At 63.3% G+C, this 14384-nt stretch carries 15 protein-coding genes; 7 read left to right on the top strand and 8 right to left on the bottom strand.

All coding sequences use genetic code 11. The features are described from left to right. Window positions 1-76 precede the first annotated feature (76 nt). From K3756_RS04345 to K3756_RS04330, 4 genes are all read right to left on the bottom strand, one after another. A complete protein-coding gene (locus K3756_RS04345) occupies window positions 77-1237 on the bottom strand; it encodes a carbohydrate ABC transporter permease (RefSeq protein WP_259991266.1) in 1161 nt (386 codons plus the stop codon). Then, window positions 1237-2262: a carbohydrate ABC transporter permease gene (locus tag K3756_RS04340; protein WP_259991264.1), complete on the bottom strand. Its 1026-nt coding sequence runs from the start codon at window positions 2260-2262 to the stop codon at window positions 1237-1239. The genes K3756_RS04345 and K3756_RS04340 overlap by 1 nt, the downstream gene beginning before the upstream one ends. Before the next feature lie 129 nt (window positions 2263-2391). Further along, the gene (locus K3756_RS04335) at window positions 2392-3609 is read right to left on the bottom strand and encodes an ABC transporter substrate-binding protein (RefSeq protein ID WP_259991262.1); all 1218 of its coding nucleotides are present in this window, start codon (window positions 3607-3609) and stop codon (window positions 2392-2394) included. Between the two features lie 92 nt (window positions 3610-3701). Continuing rightward, complete coding sequence (locus K3756_RS04330) at window positions 3702-4751, bottom strand: ABC transporter ATP-binding protein (protein WP_259991260.1); 1050 nt, start codon at window positions 4749-4751, stop codon at window positions 3702-3704. A 274-nt stretch (window positions 4752-5025) separates the two neighbouring features. Here K3756_RS04330 and K3756_RS04325 point away from each other — a divergent pair, with 274 nt between their 5' ends. Further along, complete coding sequence (locus tag K3756_RS04325; RefSeq protein WP_259991258.1) at window positions 5026-6411, top strand: MFS transporter; 1386 nt, start codon at window positions 5026-5028, stop codon at window positions 6409-6411. A 59-nt stretch (window positions 6412-6470) separates the two neighbouring features. Here K3756_RS04325 and K3756_RS04320 read toward each other — a convergent pair whose 3' ends face one another. Beyond that, window positions 6471-7694, bottom strand: a complete 1224-nt coding sequence (locus K3756_RS04320; RefSeq protein WP_259991256.1) for an acyl-CoA dehydrogenase — start codon at window positions 7692-7694, stop codon at window positions 6471-6473. 111 nt (window positions 7695-7805) lie between these two features. Here K3756_RS04320 and K3756_RS04315 point away from each other — a divergent pair, with 111 nt between their 5' ends. Together K3756_RS04315 and K3756_RS04310 are read left to right on the top strand one after the other, a co-directional pair. Beyond that, the gene (locus tag K3756_RS04315) at window positions 7806-8696 is read left to right on the top strand and encodes a LysR substrate-binding domain-containing protein (RefSeq protein WP_259991254.1); all 891 of its coding nucleotides are present in this window, start codon (window positions 7806-7808) and stop codon (window positions 8694-8696) included. Window positions 8697-8793: 97 nt separating this feature from the next. Next, window positions 8794-9162: a hypothetical protein gene (locus K3756_RS04310; RefSeq protein WP_259991252.1), complete on the top strand. Its 369-nt coding sequence runs from the start codon at window positions 8794-8796 to the stop codon at window positions 9160-9162. Window positions 9163-9174: 12 nt separating this feature from the next. Here K3756_RS04310 and K3756_RS04305 read toward each other — a convergent pair whose 3' ends face one another. The 3 genes from K3756_RS04305 to K3756_RS04295 all read right to left on the bottom strand — a co-directional run bounded on the left by K3756_RS04305 (window position 9175) and on the right by K3756_RS04295 (window position 12127). After that, window positions 9175-9891 carry an SOS response-associated peptidase gene (locus tag K3756_RS04305; protein ID WP_259991250.1) on the bottom strand — a complete coding sequence of 239 codons (717 nt, stop codon included), beginning with the start codon at window positions 9889-9891 and terminating at the stop codon, window positions 9175-9177. Between the two features lie 123 nt (window positions 9892-10014). Beyond that, a complete protein-coding gene (locus tag K3756_RS04300; RefSeq protein ID WP_259991248.1) occupies window positions 10015-11571 on the bottom strand; it encodes a bifunctional UDP-sugar hydrolase/5'-nucleotidase in 1557 nt (518 codons plus the stop codon). 103 nt (window positions 11572-11674) lie between these two features. Next, entirely contained in the window at window positions 11675-12127 is a 453-nt protein-coding gene (locus tag K3756_RS04295) for a hypothetical protein (protein ID WP_259991246.1), read from the bottom strand. Window positions 12128-12226: 99 nt separating this feature from the next. Between K3756_RS04295 and K3756_RS04290 the strand changes: the two genes are divergently transcribed. The 4 genes from K3756_RS04290 to arsC are packed head-to-tail and all read left to right on the top strand — an operon-like array spanning window position 12227 to window position 14383. Beyond that, entirely contained in the window at window positions 12227-12577 is a 351-nt protein-coding gene (locus tag K3756_RS04290; protein WP_259993480.1) for a DUF952 domain-containing protein, read from the top strand. After that, window positions 12574-13005: a DUF1330 domain-containing protein gene (locus K3756_RS04285; RefSeq protein ID WP_259991244.1), complete on the top strand. Its 432-nt coding sequence runs from the start codon at window positions 12574-12576 to the stop codon at window positions 13003-13005. Before K3756_RS04290 ends, K3756_RS04285 begins: the two co-directional genes overlap by 4 nt. Then, a complete protein-coding gene (locus K3756_RS04280) occupies window positions 13002-14045 on the top strand; it encodes a quinone-dependent dihydroorotate dehydrogenase (RefSeq protein ID WP_259991242.1) in 1044 nt (347 codons plus the stop codon). The genes K3756_RS04285 and K3756_RS04280 overlap by 4 nt, the downstream gene beginning before the upstream one ends. Continuing rightward, window positions 14042-14383, top strand: a complete 342-nt coding sequence (gene arsC / locus K3756_RS04275) for an arsenate reductase (glutaredoxin) (RefSeq protein ID WP_259991240.1) — start codon at window positions 14042-14044, stop codon at window positions 14381-14383. The genes K3756_RS04280 and arsC overlap by 4 nt, the downstream gene beginning before the upstream one ends. Window position 14384 lies beyond the last annotated feature (1 nt).

The following is a 14384-nucleotide window of genomic DNA, read 5'->3' as shown; positions in this document are numbered from 1 at the left end:
TGTCGTCCTTCTGGCTGATGGCGGAACGGGGCCAGCCCCGTACCCCGGAGTTTTTCGGGCAAGATGAAAGGCGCTGTCATCCCTTCACCGCACCTGCAGTAAGGCCGCTGACGATCTGGCGCTGGAACACCATCACCAGCAGGAACAGCGGCGCGGTGATCGATACCGCCGCGGCGACCGCTTCGACCTGATCGGTGGTTGTTGTTTCGCGGTTGAAGTACCCGGCGATGGCGGGAACCATCGTCTGGTTCTGCGCATCCAGCAGGAGGGACGTGACCAGAAAGTCGTTGTATCCCAAGAGAAAGCTGAAAAGACCGGTTGTAATGACGCCCGGCCACATCACCGGCATGATCACGCGGCGGAAGGCCTGAAAATGGCTGCAGCCGTCGACGCGGGCCGCTTCATCAAGCTCTGCCGGGATATTCTGGAAGAAAGACCGCAGCATCCAGATTGTGAACGGCTGGTTGATCGAGACCAGTACGGCGATCACAGCCCAGGGCTGACCGTAGAGCGTGGGCGAGATTTCACCAAATATAGGGCGCAGGATTTCGGCGGAATTAATGAACCACGGCAGATACCCGGCCACCAGAACCGAATGCGGCAAGGCCCGGAAAATCAGCGCCATGATCAAGAGCCAGAATGCCAAATCGCTGCCCGAGCGCGCCAGACCATAGCCTGCGAGCGTGCCGACCGTGAGCGAGATTGTCACAACGCCGGCCGTCACCAGCATGGAATTGCCGAAGTTGCGATAGAATTCGTTGTCCTGCCAGACGGAGATGTAGTGCTGTGTTGTCAGGCCAATCACAGGCTCTCCCAAGGGTCCGAGCAGACCGTTCAGCACGCCGAGGACGGGTGGCAGAATGCCGAAGAACACGACCAGAAACACGATTGCGTATGCGGCCGCGCCGATCAGCCAGCCCACTGCGGTCAGGCCCTTCGGGGTCAGTGCGTTCACCAGCCCCGGCAACCGCGTAAACGCCCAGCGCAACGCCAGAACAACCACCAGCCCCCCCAGCACCACATCGATCACCGACAGGCCGTTGCCCCCCGCCCGGGTCACCGGACCGGTGAGCACGTCCCACGGGCTGTCGGCAAAGGCGTCGACGGGGGATTTGAAACTCATCACCGCGATCCAGAAGATCGGGAAGGCGGCGATGATGCACCAGAACACAAGGAACGTGCCTGAGGCAAAGCGCAGCCCGAACGGTTGGCGCAAGGCTTTGGGTGTGGCGGACATCAGTGTGACCCTCCCTTGTGATCGCGCCATGTGCGGCGCAACAGCGGCACCAGCAACACCACGATGCCGATCATCGTCAGCATCGCGCTGGCCGATGCGCGGCTGATGGCACGGTTGCCCGCGTCATCCGGCGTCAGCAAATCGACCGTCAGCCATTGCAGCGAAATGACATGCGCCTGTGAGCGGAAGCCGATGATTTCATCGAAGACCCGGTAGCAATCCATCAGGTGGATCAGCGCAATAAATACAATAAGCGGCATCAGATGCGGGATGATCACATGGCGCAGCCGTTCCCAGCGGTTCGCCCCGTCAATCACCGCGGATTCCAGCGTGTCCATGTTGACCGACTGCAAACCCGCGTAGAAAATCACGAACGCAAAAGGCGCCACGTGCCACACGCGGTAGAAATACATCAGCAACTCGATCGTCCACGCCTGCGCGAACATCGAGATGTTCTGGCCTGACCATCGTTCCATCATGGCGGTCAGGATCCCGTCGCCCACAAACAGCCAGTAGATCGAGAGCGATCCGATCACCGGCGTGATGATGAACGGCAACAAAGAGATAAAGATCACCGGCCCGCGCAGGCTGCGCATGGCATTGTTGACGGTCAGCGCAATCAGCAGACCAACCCCGATCACCAGCGGCAAGGTCACCAGCGTAAACACCAGCGTGAACCGCAGCGCCTTCCAGAAATCGATTTGCAGGATATCACCGGGCCGCCCGTCACCGATCGCGGCCCAGACCTTGTCCATCTGCAGCACGTTGCGGTAGCTTTGCAGCCCTGTCCACTCGGTAATCTTGATCGGCTTGCCGTCCGCGTCCAGCTGCGGCACGTTCTTGAGCTCGGTGGTGCAGGTCTGTGTCAGAAAACCCGGTGTGCAGGTTTCGACTTCGACCTGTTCGCGCAGATCATAGGTGTTCTGGAACGACTGGCTGAAGACCGACACGAGCGGCAGCGCGATGAACAGAAACATCATGAAAACAGATGGGCCGACAAACGCGGCAAATGTCTTGAATTTCATGGGTCAGCCCCCCTTTTGACGCGCCCCCGACGGGCGTGGCGGTCTTGGCAAGGGGCCGGTGCCCCTGACGAAAATCGCCGGTCGCGAATGGCGGGGGCGGTCCGGCAACCGGCCGCCCCCACGGTGATCTTATTGCAGCACGCCCGCTTCTTTCGCGGCAGTGGTGTAGCCTTCCTCGATCGCCGTCAGCGTCGCAGCCGCGTCACGCTCACCGGTCAGGAAAGCCGGAATCTCGTTGCCCAGAACGGTATGCAACAGACCCATTTGCGATGTGGACGGATAGGCAGGTGGCGCCGGGTTTGCAGTGGCCGTCGCAATGGCACCCGCGGCCAGATCGGTGGGCGCATAGCCTTCGACCAGCCAGATCGCCGCGTCATTGTTGGCGGTGACCATTTCGCTGTCCATGCCCTCCATCGCCAGACGGAATGCGGCGTCAGCCTCTTCGTCCGAGATGTTCTTGGCGATCACGATACCGTCCCACCACAGGGTCGTCGCGGGCACACCGCCGTCCATCGCGGTCGGTGCTGCGGCCATCTTGACCTTGCCGACCACCTGGCTTTCGGCCTCATCGTTCATGGCCGAGGCGCGCGATGCCCACAGGTTGGCCATGGCGATCTTGCCCTGCTGGAACTGCTGCTGGACATATGTGGAATCGCTGACCAGCACTTCGGGGTCCATGTATTCCATCGACGCCTTGATCGTCTCCAGCGCCTTCATGCCCGCGTCGCCGTTGACCGCGGTGGTATTGTCGTCGTTGAAGAAATCACCGCCGAAACCGACGTACATGTTGTTGAAGTCCTGCGCGAGGTTCCAACCGGATTTCAGCGTCGCACCCAGCGCGTGATCCACGACACCGGCCTCTTCGATCTTGGCCGAGGCGGCAAGCACTTCGTCCCACGTGGTTGGCACGTCAATGCCCAGATCCGACAGCACGTCCTCGCGGTACATCAAGTGCTGGGTGTTGACCATCATCGCCACCGCCATAATCTGACCGTCGATACGGATCAGCTGGTTGGGCTTGAGGTTCTGACCGTATTTCTCGACCAGATCATCCAGCGGGCGGATGGTGCCTGCGTTCATCAGGGGCGTGATGGTGCCGTTGGACACGCCGCCGATATGATACAGCGACGGGTTCGCCTCGAACGCGGCGGGCTGCTTGGTGCGGAACTCCTGGTCCAGCTCGGCTTGCAGGTTGCCGCATTCCGCCATCGCGTCGGTGACCGCTTTCCACGCTTCAAAGCCGGCCGACAGCATCTTGATCTCGGTCTCGTTTTCGTAAGAACACGCGGCAAATGCGGTGGATCCCATCAAGGACACAGCGCCCGCGAGGACTAGGTTCTTCAACATGTGCAAACTCCCTGTTTTGCTTATTGATGGGTGCATCTTGCAAGGCTGCACCCGTGGTTTGCCCCCTCGCAAAAGGGGATACGTTGCCGCGCTCAGACCCGTTCGCCGGTGGCGTGGTCAAAGACGTGGCAGATGCCGGAGGGCACCGAAAAACTGATCTCGTCGCCGATGTCGGCGCGGAAATCCTTGGGCGCCTTGACGGACGTCATCTGCCCGCCCGCGCGCACCGTCAGCATCACCGCATCGCCCAGCAATTCGATGGTGTAGATCGGCGCGGTGATCTGCCCCTGCCCACCCGCGGGCGTTACATGCGCATCTTCGGCCCGAAAGCCGAGCGTCACGTCGCCATCTGCCACGGACAGCCCCTCGATCCGCACATTCGCGCCTTCGAAAACGCCATTGGTGATCCGCCCGTCCATCAGGTTCATCGCGGGCGATCCGATAAAGCTCGCCACAAAGGTGTTTGCCGGGTTGTCATAGATTTCCGTCGGCGTGCCGACCTGCTGGACCTTGCCCTGCTTCATCACGACAACGCGGTCGGCAAGGGTCATGGCTTCGATCTGGTCGTGGGTCACGTAAACGGTCGTGACTTTCAATTCATGGCTGAGGTTCTTGATCTGGGCCCGCGTGCTGACACGCAGTTTCGCGTCAAGGTTCGACAGTGGCTCGTCCATCAGGAACACGTTGGGTTCACGCACGATGGCCCGCGCCAGAGCGACCCGCTGGCGTTGCCCCCCGGACAGCTCCGCGGGCTTGCGGTGCAAAAATTCATCCAGCTCCACCATCGCGCTGGCACGGCGCACCCGCGCATCATGGGTGGCGTTGTCGATCTTGCGCACCTTCAGTGGAAAGCGGATGTTGTCATAGACGTTCATGTGCGGATAAAGCCCGTAGGACTGGAACACCATCGCCACATCGCGGTCCTTGGGGTCCAGATCATTCACCACCTTGCCGTCGATGATGATCTCGCCTTCGGTGACGTCTTCCAGCCCTGCAATCATCCGCATGGTCGTGGTCTTGCCACAGCCCGACGGGCCCAGAAGCACCAGAAATTCCTCGTTGCCAATTGTCAGATTGAAATTGTCGACGCCGACAAAATCGCCCCACCGCTTGTTCACATTGCGCAACTGGATTTCGGCCATATCACTTCCCCAAGCGTCGGGACACACCGACAATACCCAAGCCTATGCGCGGCGCTCCGGCTTTGGCAACAAAAATTTGCACACGTGTGCAATGCCTGTCCACCAATCGCAATTCCCGCATGATTTGCAGCCACTTACCGTCCGCCCTATTCCGGCTTTTGGCCGGACGCCGCGCGCGCCGCGCCAACACCCCGCCCCGCTCGAGGGGTGCGACTCGCCCCTTGCACCGCCCCGCCGCAGGCGTACAGTCCGGCCATGATGATCCAATGCCCCGATGACTGAAGCCCCCGCCGAAACGGCGCGCTGGCGCGACGTGCTGACCCGCGCCTACGCGGGCGCTCTGGGCATCACGTGCCTCGCCGTGTTCCTGCATGCCGCCGACGGTCTGCTGGTGGCCACGATGCTGCCGGTGATCGTCGACGACATCGGCGGCGTGACGCTGATCTCATGGGTCGTGATGCTCTACGAGGTCGGCTCGATCGTGATGGGGGCCGCCTGCGGTCTGCTGATCAGCCGCAATGGCCTGCGCCTGCCGATGTCACTGGCGGCGCTGGTCTTCTCCTTCGGCTGCGGCGTCAGTGCCCTCGCCGACAGCATGCCCGTCCTTCTGTGGGGCCGGGTGTTTCAGGGCCTCGGCGGTGGCGGATTGATGGCGATGGCCTTCGTCGCGCTGACGCTGCTGTTTCCCGCCCGCCTACATGCGCGGGTGATCGGCGCGGTATCGACGGTCTGGGCCGCATCCGCGTTCATGGGCCCGCTCATCGGGGGGCTGTTTGTCGAATACGCCACGTGGCAGGCGGCATTCTGGTTCTTCACCGGCGTCTCGGCCCTGCTTGCAGGCTGGCTGTGGGTGTCGATCCCGCCCACCGCGACAACCGACGCGGCCACAGACCGCTTCCCGCTGACCCGTCTCGCGCTCTTGCTCGGCGCGATCCTGATGATCGCCTACGGCGGCGAACACCTGTCGGCACTCACAACGCCCCTTTACGTCGGGGGTGGCCTGCTGCTGTTTGCCGCGTTCTTGTGGCGCGATGCCAACAGTCCGGCAAACCGCCTGCTGCCGGTCTTCGATCCCCTGCTGCGCGACGCGGTATCGGCGATCATGGCGATGATCTTTCTGTCCGCCTGCGCCAGCATCGCGGTCGGGGCTTTCGTGCCGTTCTTCCTGACAAAACTGCACGGCTTCAGCCCGTTTCAGGCCGGCGCGCTCATCGCGCTCGAAGCCATCCTCTGGGCGACCACCGCCGCGCTGATTTCGGGTGAGCCGGAAAAACGCGACGTGCGCAACATCGCGTTCGGAATGATACTTGTGGCCATCAGCGTCGTGGGCTTCGTGGTGTCGATGGCCACCGGCCCCCTGTGGCTCGTGGCGGCATCGGCGGCGGCGCAGGGCATCGGGTTCGGGGCAGCCTTCACCTTCATGCCACGCATGGCCGCACGGCTTTGTGCGCCTGCCGATAAACCGATCGTGGCCGCCGCCGTCCCGACGGTCCAGCGCACAGGCTACGCCGTGGGCGCCGCATATCTGGGGATCGTGGCCAACCTGTCTGGAATCGAAAACCCCGAACCGGCCACCGCGGCGCGCATGGTCTTTGTCGCAGGACTGCCGATGGCTGCCCTGACGCTGGTTGCCGTGTGGCGTTTGCGCCCGCACAAATGAAAACCGCGCGGGGGCATCCCACCGCGCGGCTTCATGTCTGTCTATCCGTCGTATCGCGCTTAGAAAAACGCCTGCAGCCCGGTCTGCGCCCGACCAAGGATCAGCGCGTGAACGTCATGTGTCCCCTCGTAGGTATTGACCGTCTCGAGGTTCATCATGTGGCGGATCACCTGGAATTCACCGGAAATACCGTTGCCGCCGTGCATGTCGCGGGCGTGGCGTGCGATCTCCAGCGCCTTGCCGCAGTTGTTGCGCTTGACGATGCTGACCATTTCGGGGGCCGCATTGGCCGCGTCCATCAATCGACCCACCTGCAGTGACGCCTGAAGGCCCAGCGAGATTTCCGTCATCATATCGGCCAGCTTTTTCTGGAACAGCTGCGTCTGCGCCAGTGGCTTGCCGAACTGGTGGCGGTCCAGACCGTACTGGCGCGCCGCGTGCCAGCAGAACTCGGCCGAGCCCATCACACCCCAGCTGATGCCATAGCGGGCGCGGTTGAGACAGCCGAACGGCCCCTTCAGCCCCTGCACATTGGGCAGCAGCGCGTCTTCGCCAACCTCGACACCGTCCATGACGATCTCGCCCGTGATGGAGGCACGTAGGCTCAGCTTGTTGCCGACCTTCGGCGCGCTCAATCCCTTCATGCCCTTTTCCAGAACGAAGCCACGGATCTTGCCGCCATGCTCTTCGGACTTGGCCCAGACCACGAACACATCCGCGATGGGCGCGTTCGAAATCCACATCTTTGACCCGGTGATCTTGTAGCCGTTCGCCGTCTTTTCGGCGCGCGTTTTCATGCCCGCGGGGTCGGATCCGGCGTCCGGCTCCGTCAGACCGAAACAGCCGATGAATTCACCGCTGGCCAGCTTGGGCAGGTACTTCTTGCGCTGCGCTTCTGAGCCATAGGCATAGATCGGATACATCACGAGGCTCGACTGCACCGACATCATCGACCGGTAGCCGCTGTCCACACGCTCTACCTCGCGCGCGACCAGACCGTAGCTGACATAGGATCCACCCAGCCCGCCATATTCTTCGGGCACCGTGACGCCCAACAGCCCCATATCGCCCATCTCGCGGAAAATCGACGGATCGGATTCCTCGTTCTCATAGGCAGAAATGACGCGCGGCTGCAGCTTTTCCTGCGCATAGGCCTTGGCGCTGTCCATGATCATCCGCTCGTCTTCGCCCAGCTGATCGTTCAGGCGCAGCGGGTCAGACCAGTCGAATGATCCCATATCGGGGGCATCCTTGGCTTTGAGAATGGGGGCTTCGGCGTTCATGGCGCGATCCTTTCACAGCATATGGAATATCGGGAGTTGGGGGCTTTATTGCATTTCCACGCGCAAAGGTCTAACGAAGCGTGATCCTCAACCCATGAGAAAAACGCATAGATGATCGCTCCGCGCCGCTATCTGCCGTCTGTTTCCGCCCTGCTTGCCTTCGAGGCCTGCGCGCGGCTGGGCAGTGCCACTTCGGCGGCCACAGAGCTGTCGCTGACGCAATCCGCCATCAGCCGCCAGATCAAAACACTCGAAGAGCAACTGGGCGTGCAGCTGATGGCCCGCAAGGGGCGGCGGCTGGTGCTGACGCAGACCGGCACGGAATACGTCCGCGAAATTCGCGAAGTTCTGGGGCGTCTGGCACAGGCCTCTGTGAATGCCCGCACGGAACGGCGCTCGGGCACGCTCAATCTGGCGATCCTGCCGGCCTTCGGGATGCACTGGCTGGCCCCGCGCCTGTCGGATTTTTCTCAGGCCCACCCGGAAATCACCGTGAACCTGTCGACCCGCCTGCGGCCTTTTTCGATCGGGTCCAGCCCCTTTGACGCCGCCATCCACTTCGGGCACACCGATTGGCCGGGGGTGGATTACCTGTCCCTGATGCCCGAAATCGTGGTGCCGGTCTGCGCGCGTGATCTGCCCGGTGCGCCCTTTGACGATCCGTCTGCGTTGCACGGCCTGCCGCTGCTGCATCTCGAAACACGCCCCCGCGCGTGGCAACGCTGGTTCGAGGCCATCGGCGACGACACGCCCCTGCCCGACGGCATGATGTTCGACCAGTTTGCCACCATGGCGCAGGCGGCGATGCACGGATTGGGCGTGGCCCTGCTGCCAACCTTCGTCGCCGAGCCGTACCTGCGGGACGGCCAGTTACAGCTTGCCGCCGAACGCACCGGCGAAAGCATCGGCAGCTATTACCTCGTCTGGCCGGATGACCGGCCTGCCGCCGCCCCCCTTGCCGCCTTCCGTGCGTGGCTGGAGGGACTGACGGCACCCGCATAATGGTTAACCGGACCGGCGGATGGTCAAACTTCTGACACAATCCTCCCCTATTAGATGCAGCCTGTGACCGGGTGGGGCCGTTACAAGGAGCACGTCGATGCTTAACTCATTTCGCGCGGGCGCCGCTGTTCTGGCGGCCGCCACCACGCTTATCGCGTCATCTTCCATGGCGCGCGAAGCGCAGACACACAATATTCTGGTCTTTGGCACGGCCTATTTCCCGGACATCACCTTCGTGCAGCCGGGCGACACACTGACTTTCATAAACGAAGCAGACGTGCCGCACACCGTCGCCACCGGCGAAGAGGGCTGGACCACGGGTGAAATCCCTGTTGCGGGTGCCGTGTCCGTCCTCGTCGAAGAAGACATGCAGACCACGTTCTCCGGCGTCGGCGAAGAAGAGGCGCTGCTCGAAGGGGCGCTGGACTTCAACCCGCCCCCGGTGCTTGATCTCGCCGACAACTGATCGCGCCAGCGTCTAGATCAGACGCCCGTCCGTTGATGGCGCGGGCGTCTCTTCGTCCGCGTCGAACGGCTCGATCAACTCGGGGCCACTGGCCCTGTTGGAATTGACGGCACGGTCCACACGGTGCCATTGCAACGTGTCATCCGGCGCGGCCCGCATCAGGCGGGCGGCGCCTTTGCCGTTTTCGCCCAGCCACAGCGCATGGTCCGCCTGCTCCACGATCACCGGCATCCGGTGGTGTATCTGCTGCATCGGTGCGTTTGCCGCCGTGGTCAACGCGGCCACTGTCCGCCAGACATCATCGCTGTCGCGCGGGCTCCACGCCTGCCAGATGCCCGCAAACGCCAATGGTGCGCCATCCCGGCGCGTGATGTACCACGGCAGCCGGTTGCCTTGCGCGTCCTTCGTCCATTCGAAAAAACCGCTCGCCACAATCAGCACGCGCCGATCATGGACCGCATCGCGGAACGCGGGTTTTTCCAGCACCGTTTCTGCACGCGCGTTGATCAGCAGCGGACCATCCGTCGGCGTCTTGTACCACCGCGGAATCAATCCCCACCGCATCGGCTCCAACAACCGCCCCCGATCGGCACCGCCTGACACCACGGCAATCTGTGTGGTCGGGCACACGTTGTAGTTCGGCCCCACCGGCAGATCATTCGCCGGGGCCGCGTCGAACACCGCGGCCATCGCTTCGGGGGGAAGGGTCAATGCCATGCGTCCGCACATTTGCCGGCTCCTTGAAATGCCTTGCCCCCAAGATAGTCAGCCGCCCGCGCCATCCCAATAAAAAATGCGCCCGACCAAAGGCCGGGCGCACCATTCTAGACAAACCGCACGTTTGTACGGTGTTTATTTCACCGTGATGCGGCCGTCCGTGTAGGGTTTGTAGGGCTGGTTTTCTGCCAGATACTCGGCCGTGACATCCGCCAGATCGGGACCGAAGTCATAGGAATTCATCGCATCCTTGAACATCTTGTAGCCGTCGCCGCCGTTGCGGACATAGTTGTTCGACACAACGCCATAGACCTTGTCCATCTCGATAGGCGCACCGCCCACCATCACGTCGCTGATGCGGCTGCCGGCCTCGGCGCTGGCGTCAAACGCATAGCTCATGCCCGCGACCTGCGGGAAACGGCCCGCGCCTTCCTCCACTTCGCTCACACCGTTTTCCAGTGCCGCAACCAGCGTTTCACCGGTGACCTGAAATGTCGACAGCGTGTTCTGGAAGGGCAGCACCGTCAGCACGTCACCCATCGTCACATCGCCCGCGTCAATCGACGCACGGATGCCGCCACCGTTCTGGATCGCGATCTCGATCCCCTGATCCGCGACACGCGCCAGCATCGCATCCGCGATCAGCGTCCCCATGCTGCATTCCTGCGCACGGCACACCGCACGGTCGCCGCCGATGGGCTCATCGGTCTGTGCAACCACCTTGTTGCGGATCTCGTCGAGCGGTTTTGCCAGCTCGGCAATCCGCTGGACAGTCACATCATCCTCGCTGACGGAGGCGTCGATCAGGATCGGCTCGCCGCTCGCTTCGGTGATCTCGCCCGCATCGTTGAATGTGACATTCAACTCGCCCAGGTACTTGCCGTAGGCATAGGCCTGCACGATGGCCGTATCCCCCACCATCGTCGGGTACGGGCCTGCCGCGCGGTCGTTGGTGTTGCTCAGCAGCGTGTTCGAATGGCCCCCCACAATCACGTCAACGCCGGTCGTCTCGGCCGCGACACGCTGGTCCACGGCATAGGACGAATGGCTCAGCACGATGATCTTGTTGATCCCTTCGGCCGTCAAACGGTCCACTTCGGCCTGCACCGCTGCCACCGGATCGGAAAAGCTCACGTTATCGCCGGGCGAGGCAAGCTCGTCCGTGTCTTCGGGCGTCAGACCAATCAGACCCAGCTTCTCGCCGCCGCGTTCGATCACGGTGGACTTGGCGAGCTTTTCGGCCAGCAACGGCTCCGCGCTGACATCCGCGTTCGACATCAGGATCGGGAACTCGACCGCATCGATGAACGCAGCCAGCACTTCGGGCCCGTCGTCAAATTCGTGGTTGCCCACGGTCATGCCGTCATAGCCCAGCTTGTTCATCATCTCGGCGGCCATCGCGCCCTTGTACTGGGTGTAGAACAGCGTGCCCTGGAATTGGTCGCCGCCATCCACGAGGATCGCATTGTTCGACCGGCTCTTGGCCTCCTCGATCGCCGTCACAAGACGCGCGGTGCCGCCAAAGCATTCACCCGCGGTGTTGTCTTCGGCGCCGCACGGGCCATCATACTTGCTGATCGGCTCGAAACGGGCATGGAAATCATTGGTGTGCAAAATCGTCAGCGTGTAATCGGCAGCGGCTGTACCGGCCGTCAGGCCGAGCGCGGCAACGCTCATCAAGAATCGGTTCATGTGGAACTCCCTGTTGGAATCTCGTTTTTTTGGTGTGCGCCATGCTGGCCCAGCGCCGCGGGCCTGTCAAAGAGGATATCGGCCCGGACCCCGCGCCCTTACGTCAAGCAGCCGCAATCGTGCACTTTATAGACAGCGCATCCCTGCTCCGGTGCCGGTGACGATAGACATAGCGGCAGAAATACGCGGTCAGCGCCGTACGCCACCCCGCGTCCAGAACAATCTCGTCCGTCCACAACGCCCCCGCCTCGTGCGGCGTGATGCTCAGCCGGTGATCCCAGCGCGCAACGGCGGGGTTATGTTCACGGCTTTGCACGTACAATGCGTCCCAATCGAGCGTTTCGATCTGCATGACGTGGTTGTTGGTGCGCAGCCAGCCCCACATCACCACATCGACCGCATAACAATCACCCTGCGCGATCACCCCGTCAGGCAGCCCCTCATAGCGGGCGATCCTGTGCATGGCCTGCTTCATTTCCGACAGGTTCATCGCCTCGGCAAAGACCAGCTCGGGGTCGCGCGGGTACACGGCTGTAATCGTGACGACACGGGCCATGCCGGTCTCTCCTGTCTGGGCTGCGCGGCACTTTGCGCGGCCCCGCCCACGGGTGCAAGCCCCTTGACCAACCCCGCGCCCCAAGGCATCACCACGGCCATGCTCATCTACAAGATTTTCCGTGCCGATGAATGGCACTCCCTGCGCTCCACCGGCGAAACGGCGGGCGCACCGATTGATCTGGCCGACGGCTATATCCACTTTTCCACCGCCACGCAGGCCGCCGAAACCGCGGCCAAGCATTTCGCCGGTGCGCAGGATCTCTTTTTGATCGCCGTCGATACCGCGCCGCTCGGGGACGACCTGCGCTGGGAAGTGTCGCGGGGCGGTGCCGATTTCCCGCACCTCTACCGCAAGATGACACTGGACGATGTCGTCTGGGCGCAGCCCCTGCCGCTGGTGGACGGGGTGCACGCCTTTCCCGCCGGTCTGGACGCGGCCAGCACATGAGCGGCCACATCGACCCGGACCGCGCGCAATTCGACGCGTTCAAGGATCTGCCCCGCGACACCCCGATCGACATGCTCAACCTCGTGCGCTTTCGCGGCGACGCCGCATATCCCGCGGACCATCCCCTCGCCGACGCAGGCCTCAGCGGCGCGCAGGCCTACGCGAATTACGGCCGCGAAAGCGGTCCCGTGCTGCAAAAGGTCGGCGGCAGTATCGTCTGGCGCGGCGCATATGAAACAACCCTGATCGGCCCATCGGACGAAGCGTGGGACGCAATGTTCATCGCCCGCTACCCCGACGCACACGCATTCCTCGCCATGATCAGCGATCCCGATTACCAACGCGCCGTGGTCCACCGGCAGGCAGCCGTGGCAACGTCGCGGCTGATCCGCAGCCAGAACCTCGCCAGCGGCGGCACCTTCCAATGAACGCCCTGATCGAACGTCTGGGGCTGACGGCCCTGCGCCGGATCGACCCCGAAGCGGCACACGGCCTGGCCATCCGCGCCCTGCAAGCCGGGCTTGCCCCCGCGCCGGGCCCGGTGACATCGGCACGGCTGCGCACGCAAATCGCCGGGCTCGACCTGCCAAATCCGGTGGGGCTAGCCGCGGGGTTCGACAAGAACGCAACCGCGATCGCGCCGCTGTCGCGGGCCGGTTTCGGCTTTCTAGAGGTGGGCGCGGCCACGCCCGTGGCCCAACCGGGCAACGACAAACCGCGCCTCTTCCGGCTGACCGAGGACCGCGCCGCAATCAACCGTTTCGGGTTCAACAACGATGGCGCGGATGCCATCTGCGCCCGGCTCGCCGCCCGCAAACCAGGCATTCCCGTCGGGCTGAACCTTGGTGCCAACAAAACGTCGACCGACCGCACCGCCGATTTCGCACGTGTCATGCAGGCCGCCCGAGGCCACGTCGATTTCGCAACCGTGAACGTCAGTTCGCCCAATACCGAACGGCTACGCGATCTGCAGGGCAAGGCCGCCCTCGCGGCCCTGCTCGCGGGTGTAATGGAGGTGCGCGGGGACACGCCAGTCATGCTCAAGATCGCGCCGGACCTCACCGACGCCGAAATCGCCGATGTGGCCGAGGTCGCCACCGAAGCCGGGGTCGCCGCAATCATCGCCACGAACACGACGCTGTCGCGCGCCGGCCTGCGGGCCGCGCACAAGGATCAGGCGGGCGGCCTGTCCGGCGCACCGCTGTTCACACCCTCGACCAAAGTGCTCGCACGGCTGTCGACCCTCACGGATGTGCCCTTGATCGGGGTCGGCGGCATTGGCAACGCGCAGCAGGCCTATGACAAGATCCGCGCAGGCGCCAGCGCCGTGCAACTCTACACGGCGCTTGTCTACGGCGGCCTGTCGCTGGTGGCGCAGATCGCGCAGGGGCTCGATGAACTTCTAGCGCGGGACGGGTTCGACCGCGTGGCACAGGCCGTGGGCACAGGGCGGGACGACTTCCTGTGATCACCATCTGGCACAACCCGCGCTGCTCCAAATCGCGCCAGACGCTCGCGCTGATCGAGGCATCGGGCCTGCCCTATACCCAGCGGCGCTACCTCGATGATCCACCGACGGCCGATGAACTCCGCGCCGTGCGCGCGCGTCTCGATATCCCGCTGATCGACATACTGCGCCCCTCCGAGGCCGCGTTCAGGGCGGCAGGGCTTGACGCGGCCGCGCCCGAAGCGGCCCTGATTGCGCTCGCCACCGCCCACCCGATCGTCATTGAACGGCCCATCGTGATCCGCGGGGACCGTGCCGTCATCGGGCGGCCGCCCGAAAACGTCTCCGCGCTTCTGTGAC

It is taken from the genome of Sulfitobacter sp. S190 (assembly GCF_025141935.1).
Taxonomy (GTDB): Bacteria; Pseudomonadota; Alphaproteobacteria; order Rhodobacterales; family Rhodobacteraceae; genus Sulfitobacter.
The sequence above is the reverse complement of the archived record's forward strand: the minus strand, read 5'-3'. Positions and strand labels throughout refer to the sequence as shown.

Excerpts from the sequence above, each read along its gene's own strand:
- K3756_RS04345 (WP_259991266.1), bottom strand. The coding sequence starts at position 1,237 with ATGTCCGCCACACCCAAAGCCTTGCGCCAACCGTTCGGGCTGCGCTTT.
- K3756_RS04340 (WP_259991264.1), bottom strand. The coding sequence starts at position 2,262 with ATGAAATTCAAGACATTTGCCGCGTTTGTCGGCCCATCTGTTTTCATG.
- K3756_RS04335 (WP_259991262.1), bottom strand. The coding sequence starts at position 3,609 with ATGTTGAAGAACCTAGTCCTCGCGGGCGCTGTGTCCTTGATGGGATCC.
- K3756_RS04330 (WP_259991260.1), bottom strand. The coding sequence starts at position 4,751 with ATGGCCGAAATCCAGTTGCGCAATGTGAACAAGCGGTGGGGCGATTTT.
- K3756_RS04325 (WP_259991258.1), top strand. The coding sequence starts at position 5,026 with ATGACTGAAGCCCCCGCCGAAACGGCGCGCTGGCGCGACGTGCTGACC.
- K3756_RS04320 (WP_259991256.1), bottom strand. The coding sequence starts at position 7,694 with ATGAACGCCGAAGCCCCCATTCTCAAAGCCAAGGATGCCCCCGATATG.
- K3756_RS04315 (WP_259991254.1), top strand. The coding sequence starts at position 7,806 with ATGATCGCTCCGCGCCGCTATCTGCCGTCTGTTTCCGCCCTGCTTGCC.
- K3756_RS04310 (WP_259991252.1), top strand. The coding sequence starts at position 8,794 with ATGCTTAACTCATTTCGCGCGGGCGCCGCTGTTCTGGCGGCCGCCACC.
- K3756_RS04305 (WP_259991250.1), bottom strand. The coding sequence starts at position 9,891 with ATGTGCGGACGCATGGCATTGACCCTTCCCCCCGAAGCGATGGCCGCG.
- K3756_RS04300 (WP_259991248.1), bottom strand. The coding sequence starts at position 11,571 with ATGAACCGATTCTTGATGAGCGTTGCCGCGCTCGGCCTGACGGCCGGT.
- K3756_RS04295 (WP_259991246.1), bottom strand. The coding sequence starts at position 12,127 with ATGGCCCGTGTCGTCACGATTACAGCCGTGTACCCGCGCGACCCCGAG.
- K3756_RS04290 (WP_259993480.1), top strand. The coding sequence starts at position 12,227 with ATGCTCATCTACAAGATTTTCCGTGCCGATGAATGGCACTCCCTGCGC.
- K3756_RS04285 (WP_259991244.1), top strand. The coding sequence starts at position 12,574 with ATGAGCGGCCACATCGACCCGGACCGCGCGCAATTCGACGCGTTCAAG.
- K3756_RS04280 (WP_259991242.1), top strand. The coding sequence starts at position 13,002 with ATGAACGCCCTGATCGAACGTCTGGGGCTGACGGCCCTGCGCCGGATC.